Source organism: Xanthomonas sp. WHRI 8393, from assembly GCF_040203315.1.
GTDB classification, from domain to species: domain Bacteria; phylum Pseudomonadota; class Gammaproteobacteria; order Xanthomonadales; family Xanthomonadaceae; genus Xanthomonas; species Xanthomonas arboricola.
Window position 1 is genome coordinate 109537 of sequence record NZ_JBEGGL010000004.1, and the last position, 14949, is coordinate 124485.

The following is a 14949-nucleotide window of genomic DNA, read 5'->3' on the forward strand; positions in this document are numbered from 1 at the left end:
CGCGGCAGGCGTGGATTGGTTGCATGCCAGCTGCGTTGTTCATCGCCCGGCAATGGCTTTTAATCCCAAGACCCTCTGCCCGCACCGGACCCCATGTCTCTCATCGACTGCAGCGAAGACCGCCACGCCAGCGCCATCCTGGAGATCTTCAACGACGCCATCGCCAACTCGACCGCGTTGTACGACTACAAGCCGCGGCCACCGGAGAGCATGGTCGGCTGGTTTGCGACCAAGCGCGCGGGCGGCTTTCCGGTGATCGGGGTGGAAGCTGCCGACGGCAGCCTGATGGGGTTCGCCAGTTACGGCACCTTCCGCGCCTGGCCGGCGTTCAAGTACAGCGTGGAGCATTCGATCTACGTGCACCGCGACCATCGCGGCAAGGGGCTTGGACGCCTGCTGTTGCAGGGCGTGATCGCGGCGGCGGAACAGCGCGGCGTGCATGTGCTGGTCGGCGGCATCGATGCCAGCAATCAGGCCAGCATCGCCCTGCACGAACAGTTCGGCTTCACCCATGCCGGCACCGTGCGCGAGGCCGGTTTCAAGTTCGGCCGTTGGCTGGACCTGGCGTTCTATCAGCGCATCCTCGCCACGCCGGCCGATCCGCACGACGATTGAGCCGCTGCCGCCGCCGCGCTGTGTGCGAGCGGCTCCGTCTTCAGCCAGCCGGCGTCAGTGCGGATGCCGCTCGGTCGCATACGGATTGGGCTCGCCGCTGCCCGGCGGGCGCAGCGTGTAGCGCTTGTAGGTCCACTGGTATTGCGCCGGGTCGCGCCGGGCGATTTGTTCGATGCCCGCGTTGAGCGCGCTGGCCGCGCGCACCGGGTCGGCGTCGGCCACTGCCGGGTCGGCCGGCTGCACATGCAACGCGAATTGCAGGTCGCCGCCGGCCCGTTCGCACCAGCCATACAGCACGATCGCGCCGGTGCGCTCGGCCAGTCGGTTGACCAAGGTCATGGTCAGGGCGGGGATGCCGAAGAACGGCGCAAACACGCCGTCGCCCATTTTCGGCTGCTGGTCGGGCAGGATGCCGACCGCGCCACCGTCCTTGAGCACCTTGAACAACTGCCGCACCGCCGGGCCTTCGGCACGCACCTGGCGCACGTTGTCGCCGCCGCGTGCCAGTTGCAGGAAACCGTCCACCGCGTCCGATTCCGGCGGGCGATACACGATGGCGATCGGCCCGCGTTCGGACAGCCACTGGTTGAGCAGCTCCCAGTTGCCGAAGTGCGGCGCGGCCACGATGACACCACGCCCGGAAGCCAGCGCGGCGTCGTAGAGCGCCTGGCCATTGCGTTGCAGCCGCGCCAGGTTCTCGGCTGGCGGGCGGGTCCAGGTGCGCAAGACCTCCAGCGTCTGCCGCGCGGTCGACTGCAGCACCTGCGCATGCAGCTGCGCGCGCTGGCCGGCATCCAGTTCCGGGTACGCCAGTTCCAGGTTGCGGCGTGCCACGCGCGCCTCGCGCGCATTGAGCTTGCGCCAGCTCCAGGCCAGCGCGTCGGCCACACGTTTGAGCAACGGCCACGGCAGGCGGCCCACGGTGGCGGCGGTGGCGTAGAGCAGGCGAGCGCGAACATCGGGTTTCATCCGCGCAATTCTAAACAGCGCGGCCGGCGATGACCCGCGCGTGACAGTGCCAACCGTGCTGGGCATGCTGCGCGGCACAGTTTGCTGCCGGAGAGTGCTCATGCTTGCGATGATCCAACGTGTCACCCGCGCCGCCGTCACGGTCAATGCGCAGACCATCGGGCAGATCGGTCCCGGGCTGCTGGCTCTGGTCGGGGTCGAACCCGGCGACAGCGACGCGCAGATCCGGCGCCTGGCCGAGCGCCTGCTCGGCTACCGCGTGTTTGCCGACGACGCCGGCAAGATGAACCGCTCACTCACCGACACCGGCGGCGGCCTGCTGCTGGTCAGCCAGTTCACCCTGGCCGCAGACACCAGTTCCGGCAATCGCCCCGGCTTCAGCACGGCCGCGCCGCCGTTGGAGGCTGAACGGGCGTTCAATCAATTGGTGGCGATCTGCCGGCAAAAACATCGCGGCGGGGTGGAAACCGGGCGCTTTAGTGCCCATATGGTTGTCGACCTGGTCAACGATGGCCCGGTGACCTTCCTTCTCAGACCCTAGAAACCCACGTCCACCAGCGGTCCTGTCTTGAATCCGGCAGACCGGGCTTCACGCTGGTATAATGCTAGGTTCTCTTTCCAATCTCAAAGCCGGTGGCGCGAGCACTCATGGCCAACGAACGTCCTGCCCAGCAATCCGACATCAAGCTACTGATCAGCAAGGGCCTGGAACAGGGCTATCTGACCTACGCCGAAGTCAATGACCACCTGCCCGACGACCTGGTCGACCCGGAGCAGATCGAAGACATCATCAGCATGATCAACGGCATGGGCATCGATGTCCATGAAGTTGCCCCCGATGCTGAAACCCTGTTGCTCAACGATGGCAACACCGGCAACCGCGAGGTTGACGACACCGCAGCCGAAGAAGCTGCCGCCGCGCTGACCGCGCTCGACACCGAAGGTGGCCGCACCACCGACCCGGTGCGCATGTACATGCGCGAAATGGGTACGGTCGAGCTGCTGACCCGCGAAGGCGAAATCGCCATCGCCAAGCGTATCGAAGAAGGCCTGAGCCAGGTCCAGGCAGCGCTGGGCGTGTTCCCGCTGTCGACCGAAATGCTGTTGGCCGATTACGAAGCGCACAAGGAAGGCAAGAAGCGTCTGGCCGAGATCGTGGTCGGTTTCAACGACCTGATCGAAGAAGCCGACGCCGCCGCTGCTGCGCTGGCCGCCGCCGGCCCGGTCGCCGTGGACGAAGACGCGGTCGATGAAGACGACGACGAAGACGGCGATGACGACGCTGCCGAGGAAGAGGCCGGCCCGACCGGTCCGGACCCGGTGGAAGTGGCCACGCGCATGGAGAACCTGGCCAACGAATACGCCAAGTTCAAGAAGATCTATGCCAAGAACGGCGCCGAGCACAAGCTGGTGGTCAAGGCGCGCGAAGACATGGCCGCCATCTTCACCACGCTCAAGCTGCCGCTGCCGCTGACCGATGCGCTGGTCACCCAGCTGCGTGGCGTGGTCAACGGCATCAAGGATCACGAGCGCAAGGTGCTGCACCTGGCCACCACCGTGGCACGCATGCCGCGCAAGGATTTCATCCGCTCCTGGGAAGGCAACCAGACCAACCTGGAATGGGTGGAAGACGCACTCAAGCGCAAGCAGAAGTGGTCGTCGGCGCTGCGCGACGTCAAGGACCAGATCGTCTCCGAGCAGCAGGGCTCGATCGAGATGGAGAAGGCCAACTACCTGACCCTGGGCGAGATCAAGGAGATCAGCCGCGCGATGGCCTATGGCGAAGCCAAGGCACGCAAGGCCAAGAAGGAAATGGTCGAGGCCAACCTGCGCCTGGTCATCTCCATCGCCAAGAAGTACACCAACCGCGGCCTGCAGTTCCTCGACCTGATCCAGGAAGGCAACATCGGCCTGATGAAGGCCGTGGACAAGTTCGAATACCGCCGCGGTTACAAGTTCTCGACGTATGCGACGTGGTGGATCCGTCAGGCCATCACCCGTTCGATCGCCGATCAGGCGCGCACCATCCGTATTCCGGTGCACATGATCGAAACGATCAACAAGTTGAACCGCATTTCCCGCCAGATGCTCCAGCAGTTCGGCCGCGAGGCTACGCCGGAGGAGCTGGCCAAGGAAATGGACATGCCCGAGGACAAGATCCGCAAGGTAATGAAGATCGCCAAGGAGCCGATCTCGATGGAAACCCCGATCGGCGACGACGAGGATTCGCATCTGGGCGACTTCATCGAGGACACCAACGTGGAGTCCCCGATCGACAACACCACCAACATCAATCTCTCCGAGACGGTGCGGGACGTGTTGGCAGGGCTGACCCCGCGCGAGGCCAAGGTGCTGCGGATGCGCTTCGGTATCGACATGAATACCGATCACACGCTGGAAGAAGTGGGCAAGCAGTTCGACGTCACCCGCGAGCGGATTCGTCAGATAGAGGCCAAGGCGTTGCGCAAACTGCGTCACCCGAGCCGTTCGGAACAGCTGCGCTCGTTCCTGGACATCGACTGATCCGGTAGCCGTATCGGTGCAGTGATCACACAACAGCCCCGCACATGCGGGGCTGTTGCGTTGTGGGGCATGCCGCGAGCTATGCTTGCCCGGGTGGACGTCGCCGAAGCACCAACGCGCCGGGGATGGCGCAGGCGACATTCACGCCCCGGCGACGAAGCCAGACAGCGGCGCAACATAAAGCCCGTGTTTCTGCCTGACTCACGTGACGTTCTAGCCGTGGCTTCTAAGTTGATGGACGAATGGAACGAGGCCGTCGTATGAGCAGGCAAAGCCGCTTTGAAACCACCACATACCGCGAGCACGAGATTCGCGTACGCACCGAGCAGGCGTCCCCGGGCGCCAGGTGGACGCTGTGGGTCGACGTGTATGCACTGGGCGGCAAACGCCAGCCACGCATCGGTGGCCGGGAACAGGGATGGGAGACCTACCAGGAAGCCATCGCGCAGGGATTCCGTGCAGGCCGGCAATTGGTCGATGCGCAGCTTGAGGTGGCTTAGTAGCCGGGATTGGGGATTCGGGATTGCTGAGGCGCTGATTGCTGGGGTGCTTGTAGCACCGGATCACCTACCGCGAATGGTGCGCAAGGCGCGGTCATCGCATACAAATTTAGAAGCCCGGCTCGCGCCGGGCTTTTTTGTGGGCATGCACGGGCACGGGTGGGTGCGGGCGCTTCTCCTCATCGATGCCTGATGTCAGCAGACAGCGACGCGCGCGGACAGGTAAACTTTCGCCTCAGCTGGACGGTCCGACATGCCCCGCATCTCGCCACCCACCCTGCCGGGCCTATAGCTCAACGGTTAGAGCAGAGGACTCATAATCCTTTGGTTCCAGGTTCGAATCCTGGTGGGCCCACCAATAGAAAGCAGGCACTTGGACGCGCGGCCAAGTGCCTTTTTTGCTGCTCGGAAACTACCGGGACACGTCGTGTTCTTCTTCGCTGATCGCGTAGTCGGCGTCTTCTGGATAAGCGTTTGCGTGTGCGGTAGTCATCGTGCCGCTCAGTTGCGGTGCGCTTGCTTGCGCAGCCAGGTGAGGACATCAACTGCCGGGTCTTCATGCATGCAGACATGCAGCCGGCCCAGCACGATGCTCTGCGCATCGCCGCCTGGCAAGACGTCATCAAAGCCGGTGGCTTCGCAGGCGATCAGGAGCGGCGGCAGACCAGGCTGCGCGTGGGAATGCAGCATGGCCAGCACATAGCCCTGCATCATTTCGAAGCTGAGGGTGACGCCCGTGCAGACACGGAACTGCTTGCTAGTGCTCATCGCCGCACCTGCGCATCTAAGGCGTCGACGGCAGTGATCGCTGCAGCAGCGTCGGCAATCGTGATGGCGCCTGTACTTCCGAGGCGTGCCATCAGGCTCAGCCACGCGGTATGGCTGCATTCGAGGGTGTTGGCGATTAGACCCACACGCTGGGGCATCTGGCGCGCCGCAGACGCGGGCGCTACTTGGGTGTTGTAAGACATGCTGGACTCCTTTTGTGTTTTGGAATCCGCCACGCCGAGACCAATCGGGGTGGCGGACAGTGCGCGGTTGGTCTGCCGGCCAAAAGGAACCGGTGGGCCTTGCGGCCCCCGCGCACCGCCCGCCATAAAGCTGGCCGGCATGCGCCCGCGACGATGCGGGCGATAAAAAAGCGCCATGCATCGATCGATGGGCGCTGGTGCGCCTTTTGATTCGGGAGACCAATCCCGGTCGCCGAATGTGCGGCGACGTTGGAATACTCGCTCCGCTGCTAGGAGCGTGTCAACGGAAAAATCCGCAACGCTATAGCAATAGTCTCGAGGCAACACACTTCATAGCGGTGGCGGTGCCGAAACGATTGGTGAGCGCCGCGATCCTTAAGGCGGTGTTGGCCGACATAAGCGTATGCCGGCGCGAATTGCGCCATCGCTCCACGCAGCAACTTTTCAGTTCCAGTAGTGCCAGCCTGACCGAATTACGCCACGAGCAGGCGTAAACTCGTCCCACCGCAAGACCACGCAATGCTCAAGAACCTCCGTTGTGGCGAATGCGCCCGCCTGCTGTGCAAGGCCGGGGTGGATGCACCTGTGGCTGTCCGAGTGCGCGCGCGTGCTCAAGGAAGGCGCGCCGGTGCTGCTGGTCACCGACGCGCTGTAGATCGCCGGCTTTGCCTGGCGCGACATCACTGTGTGGACAAGACCGGAGGCGTGCGGCCGCAGTTGGGGCGCTGCTGGAACCAAGCCGAACACATCGTGTGGGGCAGCAAGGGCAACATGCCACTGGATCGCCGCGCGCCTGTGCTGCCGGGGGTCATCCGTGAATCGGTGCGCAAGGCTGACAAGCATCACCTGACCGGCAAACCCACCGACTTGATGCGGCAGCTGGTCAAGATCTGCGAGACAGGCGGACGAATCCTAGATTCCTTCGCCGGCAGCGGCACGACACTGGTAGCGGCCGAGCTTGAGGGATACGGCTGGACCGGTGTGGAGATGACTAGCCACTATGTGGGCTATGCGTCCGAGCGGTTAGGCTCCCTGTAAAACTCACGGGAGCTGAGAATTCTCGGCCCCGATTTCGTTGCGCCATCATCAACCTGTTGCGCATCAGTCCAAGCAACCGCCCAGACCATCATTGCGATAGCGGCAGCCAGATCCAAAGCGCGACGAGGGTAACCAATAGAACGGGCGGCGTCAGTATCAGTCCCACCTTCATGTATTGGCCCCACGTGATTCGTTGGCCCTTCCCGGCGAGGACATGCAGCCATAGAAGCGTCGCGAGCGAGCCGATCGGGGTGAGCTTAGGACCCAAATCATTGCCCACGACGTTGGCATAGATCATCAATTCGCGGGTAGCATCGGGAAGGTTGGCCCCATCGATCGCGAGCGCGCCCACCAGCGTTGCCGGAATGTTGTTCATGATCGAGGCGAGTCCCGCCACTGCGAAGCCGGTGCCGATCGTGGCCACAAAACTTCCTTGCGCCGCCAGCCACTCAAGGACCGCACTTGCCGCTTTAGTTAGCCAAGCATTGCCGAGTCCGTAGACCACCAGATACATGCCAACCGAAAACAGCACGATCTGCCAGGGCGCTTCGCGCAGAATCTTCGTCAGCTGCATCGTGGCGCCTCTGCCGCCCGTCGCCCAGCGGCCAGCAATTGCCATCAGCATCAGCGCGGCCGCGCCCGTCACCAGAGCGATGGGTACACCGAGCGGCCCGGTCACGAAATACGCCACAAGTAGCAACGCGAGAAGTGGCAAGGCAGCACGGAAGACCGCCGTGTCACGTATCGCCTCACGCGGCGCTTCGAGATCGCTGACCGGATACGTGCGAGGAATGTCGCGCCGGAACCAGAGCCACAGCACGATCAGTGTCGCTACGACCGACACTAGATTCACCGGCACCATGACCGTTGCATAGCGTCCGAATGACACGTCAAAGAAGTTCGCCGTGACGATGTTGACCAGATTCGAGACAACGAGCGGAAGGCTTGCCGTGTCAGCGATGAAACCACATGCCACCGTGAACGCGAGCGCGCCGGCAGGTGGGAAATTCAGGCGCAGCAAAATGGCGAGAACAATGGGCGTCAGCAAAAGGGCCGCGCCATCGTTAGCGAAAACCGTAGCGATCGTGGCGCCTAGCAGAACGATCAGTGGAAACAGTTTCCGACCATTGCCGCCGCCCCATCGAGCCACGTGCAGTGCTGCCCAGGCAAAGAAGCCGGCCGCGTCCAAGATGAGCGAGATGATGATGAGGGCGACGAAGGTAAAGGTCGCATCCCACACGATCCCCCACACGGTGCCGACGTCGTTCCACCCGACGACGCCGGTAGCCAAAGCGACTGCGGCACCGGCGAGGGCCGACCAGCCGATGCCAATCCCGCGCGGTTGCCAGATGACGAAAACAAGGGTGACGATGAAAATCGCGAGGGCAAGCATGCAGCGCTCCGCAGTGGTCAGATGGAGCGCTGATTTACGCGCTTGGACAATTCTTCAGCGTTTTCAACTCGCTCAGAATAGCGATCGGTCAGATACGCCGAGCGGCCACGCACAAGCCAGGTGAATTTCACCAGTTCCTCGCAAACGTCGACGACGCGCTGATAGTAGGCAGACGGCTTCATCCGCCCGGACTCATCGAACTCCTGAAACGCCTTGGCAACGGATGACTGGTTCGGGATCGTGAGCATGCGCATCCACCGGCCGAGCACGCGCAGCTGGTTCACAGCATTGAAGCTTTGCGAACCGCCGGAAACCTGCATGACGGCCAGCGTCTTGCCTTGCGTCGGGCGCTTGGCGCCCTCGGTGAGAGGAATCCAGTCGATCTGCGCTTTCATGATCCCTGTCATCGCGCCATGGCGCTCCGGACTGACCCAAACCATACCCTCCGACCAGTAGGCGAGCTCGCGTAATTCACTCACCTTCGGGTGGTCTGGAGCCGCCCCGTCGGGCAGCGGCAGGTCGTGCGGATCGAAGATGCGTACGTCGCAGCCGTACCAGCGCAACAAGCGGCCAGTTTCCTCTGCCAGCAGCCGCGAATAGGAGCGCTCGCGCAACGAGCCGTACAGGATGAGGATGCGGGGCGGATGTCTGGGGTCGCCGGGCGTGGCCAGTGCGTTGACGTCGATTGGGGTGAGGTGTGTCGGATCGATGCCGGGTAGATCCATGGCAACGCCACCCATCACTTCGACGCTCCCCCTGTTGTCACCGCTTCGCCGTCTTCTTTCGTAAAGGACGCGACCGGGTGGGCCAGCAACGTGAGCACTTTCTCGGATGGCCGGCAGAGCGCCACGCCCCGATCGGAAACGACGATGGGACGATTGATAAGGATTGGGTGCGCGATCATCGCGTCCACCAGCTGTTCGTCAGTGAGGGCAGGATTGTCCAAGCCCAACTCCGCGTACGGGGTTCCCTTCTGGCGTAACAGATCGTGCGGCGCAATGCCCATGGCGGCAATTAGCTCGACCAGCTTCTCGCGCGTCGGGGGGGTGTGCAGATATTCGATGATCTCAGGGTCCTCGCCAGACTGGCGCATCATCTCCAAGACGTTCCGGGACGTGCCGCAGGCAGGGTTGTGATAGATCGTCAGCATCGCAATGATCTCCTTGAGCTGGGCCGTGTCAGGCCGACGGGCATTAAGGCTGAGGAAGGCTCAAACGCAGGTTTCCGATGCGCAACGAGTCAGGGCCACACCACAGATCTCTGGGTTCCCCGAGCAGCAGTCCTCGGTGAGAAACGAGAGCAGCTGGCGCATGTCCTGGTAGCTCGCCGCATAAAGGACACGTCGCCCATCGCGCCAGGAGCGCAGCAGGCGAGCACGCTCCAGCGTTGCGAGGTGAAAGCTCATTCGTGTTGGGGGGATCGTAAGCCGCTCGGCAATCTCCCCTGACGGCATGCCGTCAGGGCCTGCGCGAACAAGCATTCGGAATGCGGCCAGTCGATCGGTGTGTGCGAGGGCAGAGAGGGCTGCAACAGCGGAATCGTCTTTCATTGCGCTACTCTACAAATATAGTTGCAAAGTGCAATAGTTGGTTCAGTTTGCGCCTGCACGGCGGAGGCCGGTGCCGCGCACCAACCGCCGTAGGACCAGTGCATCAGGGATTGGCCGGGGCCACCGGCTGTGGCAGGGGCTTCAGCCACAGCACTTGCGGATACGCTTGAGCACACGCGCATCGACTTCCAGCCTTGCTCGGCGGCAAGGTTGAAGCGCTGCCTACCTAGCGCGCCTGGGCGTCCCAAAACCCCATGAGCTGCGTGATCGCGGCATCCATCGCCTTGAAGCTCATGCCATCCCGGGCCAGCGTGGATAGCCCGAGCAGGAAACTGTCGAACACGCAGGTCAGTGCGGCGGCGTCCGCGGCGGGCCCGAGTTCGCCGCCGGCGATGGCGCGGTCCACGCAGGCGCGGATGCCGGCGCGCGTGCGTGCGCGCGAGCGCGTCAGCGGTGTGCACAGTGCCGAAAGCTCCGGCGACGGCGCGCTCATCACTCCCAGCGTGACCATGCAGCCTTTCGGGTGGCCACGCTCGCACTGCATCTTGGCGGAGCGGCGCAGCGCAAGCTCCACCGCCTGCCTGGGGCCGAGCGCGGCGTCCCACAAGCAGTGGGTCACCTTGGCGTAGGTCGCCAGGTAGCGGTCCATGCATTCCTTGAAGAGCGCTTCCTTCGAGCCGAAGGCGGCATAGAAGCTGGGCGCGGTGATGCCGCCACCAATCGCGGCCTTGAGCTGGCTCAACGAGGTGGACTCGTAGCCCTGTTCCCAGAACAGGTGAAGCGCTTCTTCCACCGCGGCGTCACGGTCGAAGCTGCGTGGCCTTCCCATTTGCGCCATGGCGCCCTCCGATCTCTACATCAAGACTAATCGATACAGATGTCGTTGACAACGCAGCCAACCTGTAGATATATATATCGAGCGATACATATGTAGGCACTCAGTGGTGCCGGCCGGCAGGTCTCAGGACGAAGACCTGCTTTTTTCGGTCTTTATGTGTATCGATCGATATATATCTAGTGGTCCGACCGAGATCTTCCCTCCCCAACAAAGGACAGCGTGTGACCTCTCCAACTGCATCCACTGCCAGCGCGATCCCGCCGCCATTGCCCGTCGCCGCGCTGCTGGCGCTGGCCATGACCGGCTTCATCTGCATCGTGACCGAAACCCTTCCGGCAGGACTGCTGCCGCAGATGTCCGCAGGCCTTGGTATCAGCCCGGCACTGGCCGGGCAGACGGTAACCACCTACGCGCTGGGGTCGGTGATTGCCGCAATTCCGTTGACCATTGCGACCCAGCAGTGGAGGCGGCGTAACGTCCTGTTGCTCACCATCGTCGGCTTCCTGCTGTTCAACTCGGTCACCGCACTGTCGACCAGTTACGCGCTGACCCTGGTGGCGCGCTTGTTTGCCGGCGCAGCGGCAGGCCTGGCGTGGAGCCTGCTTGCCGGTTACGCGCGGCGCATGGTGCAGCCGGACCAGCAGGGCAGGGCCATGGCGATTGCGATGGTGGGCACGCCGGTTGCGCTTTCCCTCGGCGTGCCGCTGGGCACCTGGATGGGCGGCATACTGGGCTGGCGCAGCGCGTTCGCCGCGATGTCCGGATTGACGCTCATTCTGATCGTGTGGGTGCTGCTGAAGGTGCCCGACTACCCCGGCCAGTCCGCAGCGCAGCGGGTGCCGCTACGCAAGGTGCTCGGCACGCCCGGCGTGCGCCCGGTGCTCGCCACCGTGATGGCGTGGATGCTGGCCCACAACATCCTGTACACCTATGTGGCGCCGTTCGCCGCACACGCGGGGCTGGCACATCGCGTGGACGTGTTGCTGTTGATCTTCGGCGTTGCGGCACTGGTCGGCATCGGCGTGGCGGCAAAGTTGGTGGAGCAGCATCTGCGTGGCACGGTGTTGGTGTCGTTGGCGACGTTCCTTGCGATCTCAGTGGTGCTGGCGTTGCTGCAAGACGTGCAGCCTGTGGTCTACGTCTGTGTGGCGGTGTGGGGCCTGACCTTTGGTGGCGCGGCGACCCTGCTGCAGACCGCGCTTGCCGACAGCGCAGGCAAAGGCGCCGATGTTGCGCTGTCGCTCAACGTGGTTGCCTGGAACAGCGTCATCGCCGGCGGTGGCGTGGTGGGCGGCGTGCTGCTGGACCAATGGGGGGCGCAGACCTTTCCGGTTGCCATGGCCTTGCTGCTGGCAATCGGGCTGCTGATTGCATGGCGTGCCCGACAGCACGGCTTTGCGGCGGGCGCGCGCTCGCCGGTTGCCGGTCACTAGCGCTGCCCTGCCTGATGTCTTCCCGGCTGCGTCCGCCTGGTACCTAGCGAGCGCAGCCGCAGGCAACTGCCGGCATTGCGGGAATTTATACGTTTCATATACGATTCGTATATTCATGACACAGGAGCTTGCATGGGCATCGTCAATATCGATGACGAACTGCACGATCAGCTGCGTCGCGCGTGCACGGTGACCAGCCGGTCGATCAACGCGCAGGCCACTTTCTGGATCAAGGTCGGCATGCTGTGCGAGATGCATCCGGAATCCTCGTTCCAGGACATCGTGGCGCAGGAACTGCGCGCGGCAGGCGTGCGGCCGCAATCCCTGAAACCGGCGCGGACATGATCAAGCAGCCGGCGGAGATTGCGCTGCTGGCCAACGCCGGTGCGCTGCTGGCGCAGGTGTTCCATGCGCTGGATCAGCTGCCGCTGGCAGGCCGCAGCACGCTGGAACTCAACGACTTCGTCGAGCGGATGATTGTCGACGCGCTGGGCGCGCGGCCGGCCAGCAAGGGGCAGTACGACTTTCCCTTCGTGCTCAACGCCTCGATCGATGATGTGGTGTGCCATGGCGTGCCCGCGGCCGCGGACGTGCTGCGCAACGGGCAGATCGTCAATCTGGATATCACGCTGGAAAAGGACGGCTATATCGCCGACTCCAGCACGACGTATCTGGTGGGCGAGGTGGCGTATCCGGCGCGGCGGCTGGTGCAGGCCACCTATCAGGCGATGTGGAAGGGGATTGCGGCGGTGCGTCCGGGCGCGCGGCTGGGCGACATCGGTCATGCGATTGCGCGGCATGCGCGCGAGCAGGGCTATAGCGTGGTGAAGGAATATTGCGGGCATGGCATCGGCCGGCAGATGCATGAAGAGCCGCAGATCCTGCACTACGGGCATGCCGGCACGGGGATGCAGCTGCAGGAAGGCATGGTGTTCACCATTGAGCCGATGATCAATCAGGGCAGGGCGGCGACCCGCGCCGAGCCGGATCAATGGCCGGTGCATACGCGCGACGGCAAGTTGTCGGCGCAGTTCGAGCACACCGTGGCGGTGACGCGTACCGGTGTGCGTGTGCTGACCTTGCGCCCCGGGGAAAAGCCGCTGTGTGCGCTGGGGTGAGCGCGCCGTCCCCCGGCGTGTGGCCTGCGCCCGCTGCCGCCGCTGTGTTCGTTGCGTGCACTGCCGCGGCCAGACTGCGGCAGGTCAGCCAGGTTGCTGCACACTAGGCCGCATCGCTGACGTCTCCCGTGCGCCGGCACCCTGATCCGGCGGAGCGCTGGTCTTCCATGCAGCCACTTCCTCATAACCCCACGCACGCCGTGCACCCGGCGGCAGCATCCTGGCGACGGCCGCTGGAGTGGTTGCGCCGGCAGTTGCGCGCCAACGATCTGTGGTTCATCGGGCTGGCAGCCGTGGTGGGGCTGATCGCGGCGGCACTGATGGTGGTGCAGGCCGGCATGGCGCATGCGCTGCAGGCCTGGCTGTACGCGCTTGCACCGGGCGAGCGGCTCAGTACCGCCGAATCGATCACCGCCACCCAGTTGCTGGTGTTGCCGTTGGGCGGCCTGCTGGTGGGCCTGGTGGCCTTGCTGGCGCGGCGGCGCAAGCGGCCGCTGGTGGATGCGGTGGAAGCCAATGCCCTGCACGGCGGGCGCATGTCGATGCGCGACAACCTGATCGTTGCGGTGCAGACGCTGCTGTCCAACGGTTTCGGCGCATCGGTGGGGCTGGAGGCGACCTACACGCAGATGGGCGCAGGCGCCGGTTCGCAGCTGGGCCGTGTTCTGCGGGTACGCCGGGCCGACATGCGCACGCTGGTCGGTGCCGGCGCGGCAGGCGCGATCGCCGGTGCGTTCGGGGCGCCGCTGGCCGGTGCGTTCTACGCGTTCGAGATCGTGATCGGCGCCTATACGCCGTCGGCGCTTGCGCCGGTAGCTGCGGCGGCGCTGGCCGGCGCGTTCATGGCCAACGCGCTCGGTGCCGCGCCGTATTCGTTGCCGGCGGCGGTCGCCTATCAATTGCAGCCGCGCGACTATGCGATCTACATCGCGCTGGGGCTGACCTGCGCGTTGATCGGCATCGCGGTGATGCGGCTGGTGGCCGGTATCGAACGCGCCGTGGGGCGGATCGAGCTGCCGCTCTGGGGGCGCCCGGTGGTGGGCGGGTTGCTGCTGATTCCGTTGGCGATGTATTCGCCGCAAGTGCTGTCGTCGGGACATGGCGCCCTGCATCTGGACCTGACCAGTAGCAGCACGCTGCAGGTATTGGCCGGTTTGCTGGTGCTCAAATGCATCGCGTCGGGCATCTCGCTGGGTTTCGGCTTCCGTGGCGGCCTGTTCTTCGCTTCGCTGTTCATGGGCTCGCTGGTGGGCAGCCTGTTTGCGGTGTTCCTGAACCTGCTGGTCGGCGCCGCGGCGGTGGACATCACCAGCGCTTCGTTGGTTGGCATGGCCGCGTTGGCGGCAGCCATTGTCGGTGCGCCGATGACGATGGCCATGCTGATCCTGGAGGGCACGCACGACTTTGTGCTGGCGAGCGCGGTGATGGTGGCGGTGCTGGTGGCCAACACCGTGGTGCGCCAGGTGTTTGGCTATTCGTTCTCCACCTGGCGCCTGCATCTGCGTGGCGAGAACATCCGCAGCGCACGCGACGTGGGGTGGGTGCGCAATCTGTCGGCCGGCAAGATGATGCGCAAGGACGCCAACCACACTGCGCACGACACCACGGTGAGCGAGTTTCGCCGGCGGTTTCCATTGGGGTCCACGCAGCGCGTGGTGCTGGAAGACGCCGCCGGCCATTACGCCGGTGTGGTGCCGCTGGCAGTGCTGTATGCGGACAACGTGCAGGCCGATGCGCCGGTGAGCGACTACGCCAAGCACCGCGATGCGGCATTGCTGGCAGACACCGACATCGTGGCGGTCATGAAGGTCTTCGACGCTACGCAGGCCGACGAGCTGGCGGTGATCGATGCACAACGCAAGGTGCTGGGCGTGTTGTCGGAAGGCTTCGTGCGCAAGCGCTATGCCGAAGAACTGGAAAAGCGCGAACGCGAACTGATGGGCGAGCGTGTGCTCGGCGACGACTGAGCCACGCGCTGCCGGCAGCGGCTGAAGCGACGGGG

General features: G+C 64.2%; 15 protein-coding genes, 1 tRNA gene and 2 pseudogenes. 10 read left to right on the forward strand and 8 right to left on the reverse strand.

Annotation, left to right across the window (positions count from 1 at the left end):
* Positions 1-93 precede the first annotated feature (93 nt).
* Positions 94-615 carry a GNAT family N-acetyltransferase gene (locus tag ABQ137_RS14755; protein WP_016902496.1) on the forward strand — a complete coding sequence of 174 codons (522 nt, stop codon included), beginning with the start codon at positions 94-96 and terminating at the stop codon, positions 613-615.
* Between the two features lie 54 nt (positions 616-669).
* On the opposite strand, the gene ABQ137_RS14760 is transcribed toward ABQ137_RS14755, so the two are convergent.
* Complete coding sequence (locus tag ABQ137_RS14760; protein ID WP_184433176.1) at positions 670-1686, reverse strand: lauroyl acyltransferase; 1017 nt, start codon at positions 1684-1686, stop codon at positions 670-672.
* Between ABQ137_RS14760 and dtd the strand changes: the two genes are divergently transcribed.
* From dtd to ABQ137_RS14780, 4 genes and pseudogenes are all read left to right on the forward strand, one after another.
* Complete coding sequence (gene dtd, locus ABQ137_RS14765) at positions 1685-2125, forward strand: D-aminoacyl-tRNA deacylase (protein WP_349783060.1); 441 nt, start codon at positions 1685-1687, stop codon at positions 2123-2125. The two genes, ABQ137_RS14760 and dtd, sit on opposite strands and share 2 nt — an antisense overlap.
* Before the next feature lie 107 nt (positions 2126-2232).
* Positions 2233-4107, forward strand: a complete 1875-nt coding sequence (gene rpoD / locus ABQ137_RS14770; protein ID WP_016902493.1) for an RNA polymerase sigma factor RpoD — start codon at positions 2233-2235, stop codon at positions 4105-4107.
* A gap of 186 nt (positions 4108-4293) precedes the next feature.
* Positions 4294-4607 (forward strand): annotated as a pseudogene (locus ABQ137_RS14775) (hypothetical protein).
* A gap of 282 nt (positions 4608-4889) precedes the next feature.
* Positions 4890-4965: transfer RNA gene (locus ABQ137_RS14780), tRNA-Ile, on the forward strand.
* 143 nt (positions 4966-5108) lie between these two features.
* On the opposite strand, the gene ABQ137_RS14785 is transcribed toward ABQ137_RS14780, so the two are convergent.
* Positions 5109-5375 carry a hypothetical protein gene (locus ABQ137_RS14785; RefSeq protein ID WP_181141100.1) on the reverse strand — a complete coding sequence of 89 codons (267 nt, stop codon included), beginning with the start codon at positions 5373-5375 and terminating at the stop codon, positions 5109-5111.
* On the reverse strand, positions 5372-5755 hold the full coding sequence (locus ABQ137_RS20695; protein WP_503021221.1) for a hypothetical protein: 384 nt from the start codon (positions 5753-5755) through the stop codon (positions 5372-5374). The genes ABQ137_RS14785 and ABQ137_RS20695 overlap by 4 nt, the downstream gene beginning before the upstream one ends.
* 397 nt (positions 5756-6152) lie before the next feature.
* Between ABQ137_RS20695 and ABQ137_RS14795 the strand changes: the two are divergent.
* Positions 6153-6616 (forward strand): annotated as a pseudogene (locus ABQ137_RS14795) (DNA-methyltransferase); the annotation flags it as partial.
* An 88-nt stretch (positions 6617-6704) separates the two neighbouring features.
* On the opposite strand, the gene ABQ137_RS14800 reads toward ABQ137_RS14795, so the two are convergent.
* From ABQ137_RS14800 to ABQ137_RS14820, 5 genes are all read right to left on the reverse strand, one after another.
* Positions 6705-8009 carry an arsenic transporter gene (locus ABQ137_RS14800; protein WP_349783061.1) on the reverse strand — a complete coding sequence of 435 codons (1305 nt, stop codon included), beginning with the start codon at positions 8007-8009 and terminating at the stop codon, positions 6705-6707.
* A gap of 17 nt (positions 8010-8026) precedes the next feature.
* Positions 8027-8734 carry an arsenical resistance protein ArsH gene (arsH, locus tag ABQ137_RS14805; protein WP_181097625.1) on the reverse strand — a complete coding sequence of 236 codons (708 nt, stop codon included), beginning with the start codon at positions 8732-8734 and terminating at the stop codon, positions 8027-8029.
* A gap of 14 nt (positions 8735-8748) precedes the next feature.
* Positions 8749-9159: an arsenate reductase (glutaredoxin) gene (arsC, locus tag ABQ137_RS14810; RefSeq protein ID WP_080931373.1), complete on the reverse strand. Its 411-nt coding sequence runs from the start codon at positions 9157-9159 to the stop codon at positions 8749-8751.
* Between the two features lie 60 nt (positions 9160-9219).
* Positions 9220-9558 carry an ArsR/SmtB family transcription factor gene (locus ABQ137_RS14815; RefSeq protein ID WP_349783064.1) on the reverse strand — a complete coding sequence of 113 codons (339 nt, stop codon included), beginning with the start codon at positions 9556-9558 and terminating at the stop codon, positions 9220-9222.
* A 226-nt stretch (positions 9559-9784) separates the two neighbouring features.
* The gene (locus tag ABQ137_RS14820) at positions 9785-10387 is read right to left on the reverse strand and encodes a TetR/AcrR family transcriptional regulator (RefSeq protein WP_260214043.1); all 603 of its coding nucleotides are present in this window, start codon (positions 10385-10387) and stop codon (positions 9785-9787) included.
* 305 nt (positions 10388-10692) lie between these two features.
* Here ABQ137_RS14820 and ABQ137_RS14825 point away from each other — a divergent pair, with 305 nt between their 5' ends.
* The 4 genes from ABQ137_RS14825 (at position 10693) to ABQ137_RS14840 (ending at position 14914) form a co-directional block, all read left to right on the forward strand.
* Positions 10693-11829 carry an MFS transporter gene (locus ABQ137_RS14825; protein WP_221439383.1) on the forward strand — a complete coding sequence of 379 codons (1137 nt, stop codon included), beginning with the start codon at positions 10693-10695 and terminating at the stop codon, positions 11827-11829.
* A gap of 132 nt (positions 11830-11961) precedes the next feature.
* Positions 11962-12174, forward strand: a complete 213-nt coding sequence (locus ABQ137_RS14830) for a ParD-like family protein (RefSeq protein WP_024938505.1) — start codon at positions 11962-11964, stop codon at positions 12172-12174.
* On the forward strand, positions 12171-12947 hold the full coding sequence (map, locus tag ABQ137_RS14835; protein ID WP_184519338.1) for a type I methionyl aminopeptidase: 777 nt from the start codon (positions 12171-12173) through the stop codon (positions 12945-12947). The genes ABQ137_RS14830 and map overlap by 4 nt, the downstream gene beginning before the upstream one ends.
* A gap of 167 nt (positions 12948-13114) precedes the next feature.
* Positions 13115-14914 (forward strand): chloride channel protein, encoded by a 1800-nt coding sequence (locus ABQ137_RS14840; RefSeq protein ID WP_046344585.1) that lies wholly within the window; start codon positions 13115-13117, stop codon positions 14912-14914.
* Positions 14915-14949 lie beyond the last annotated feature (35 nt).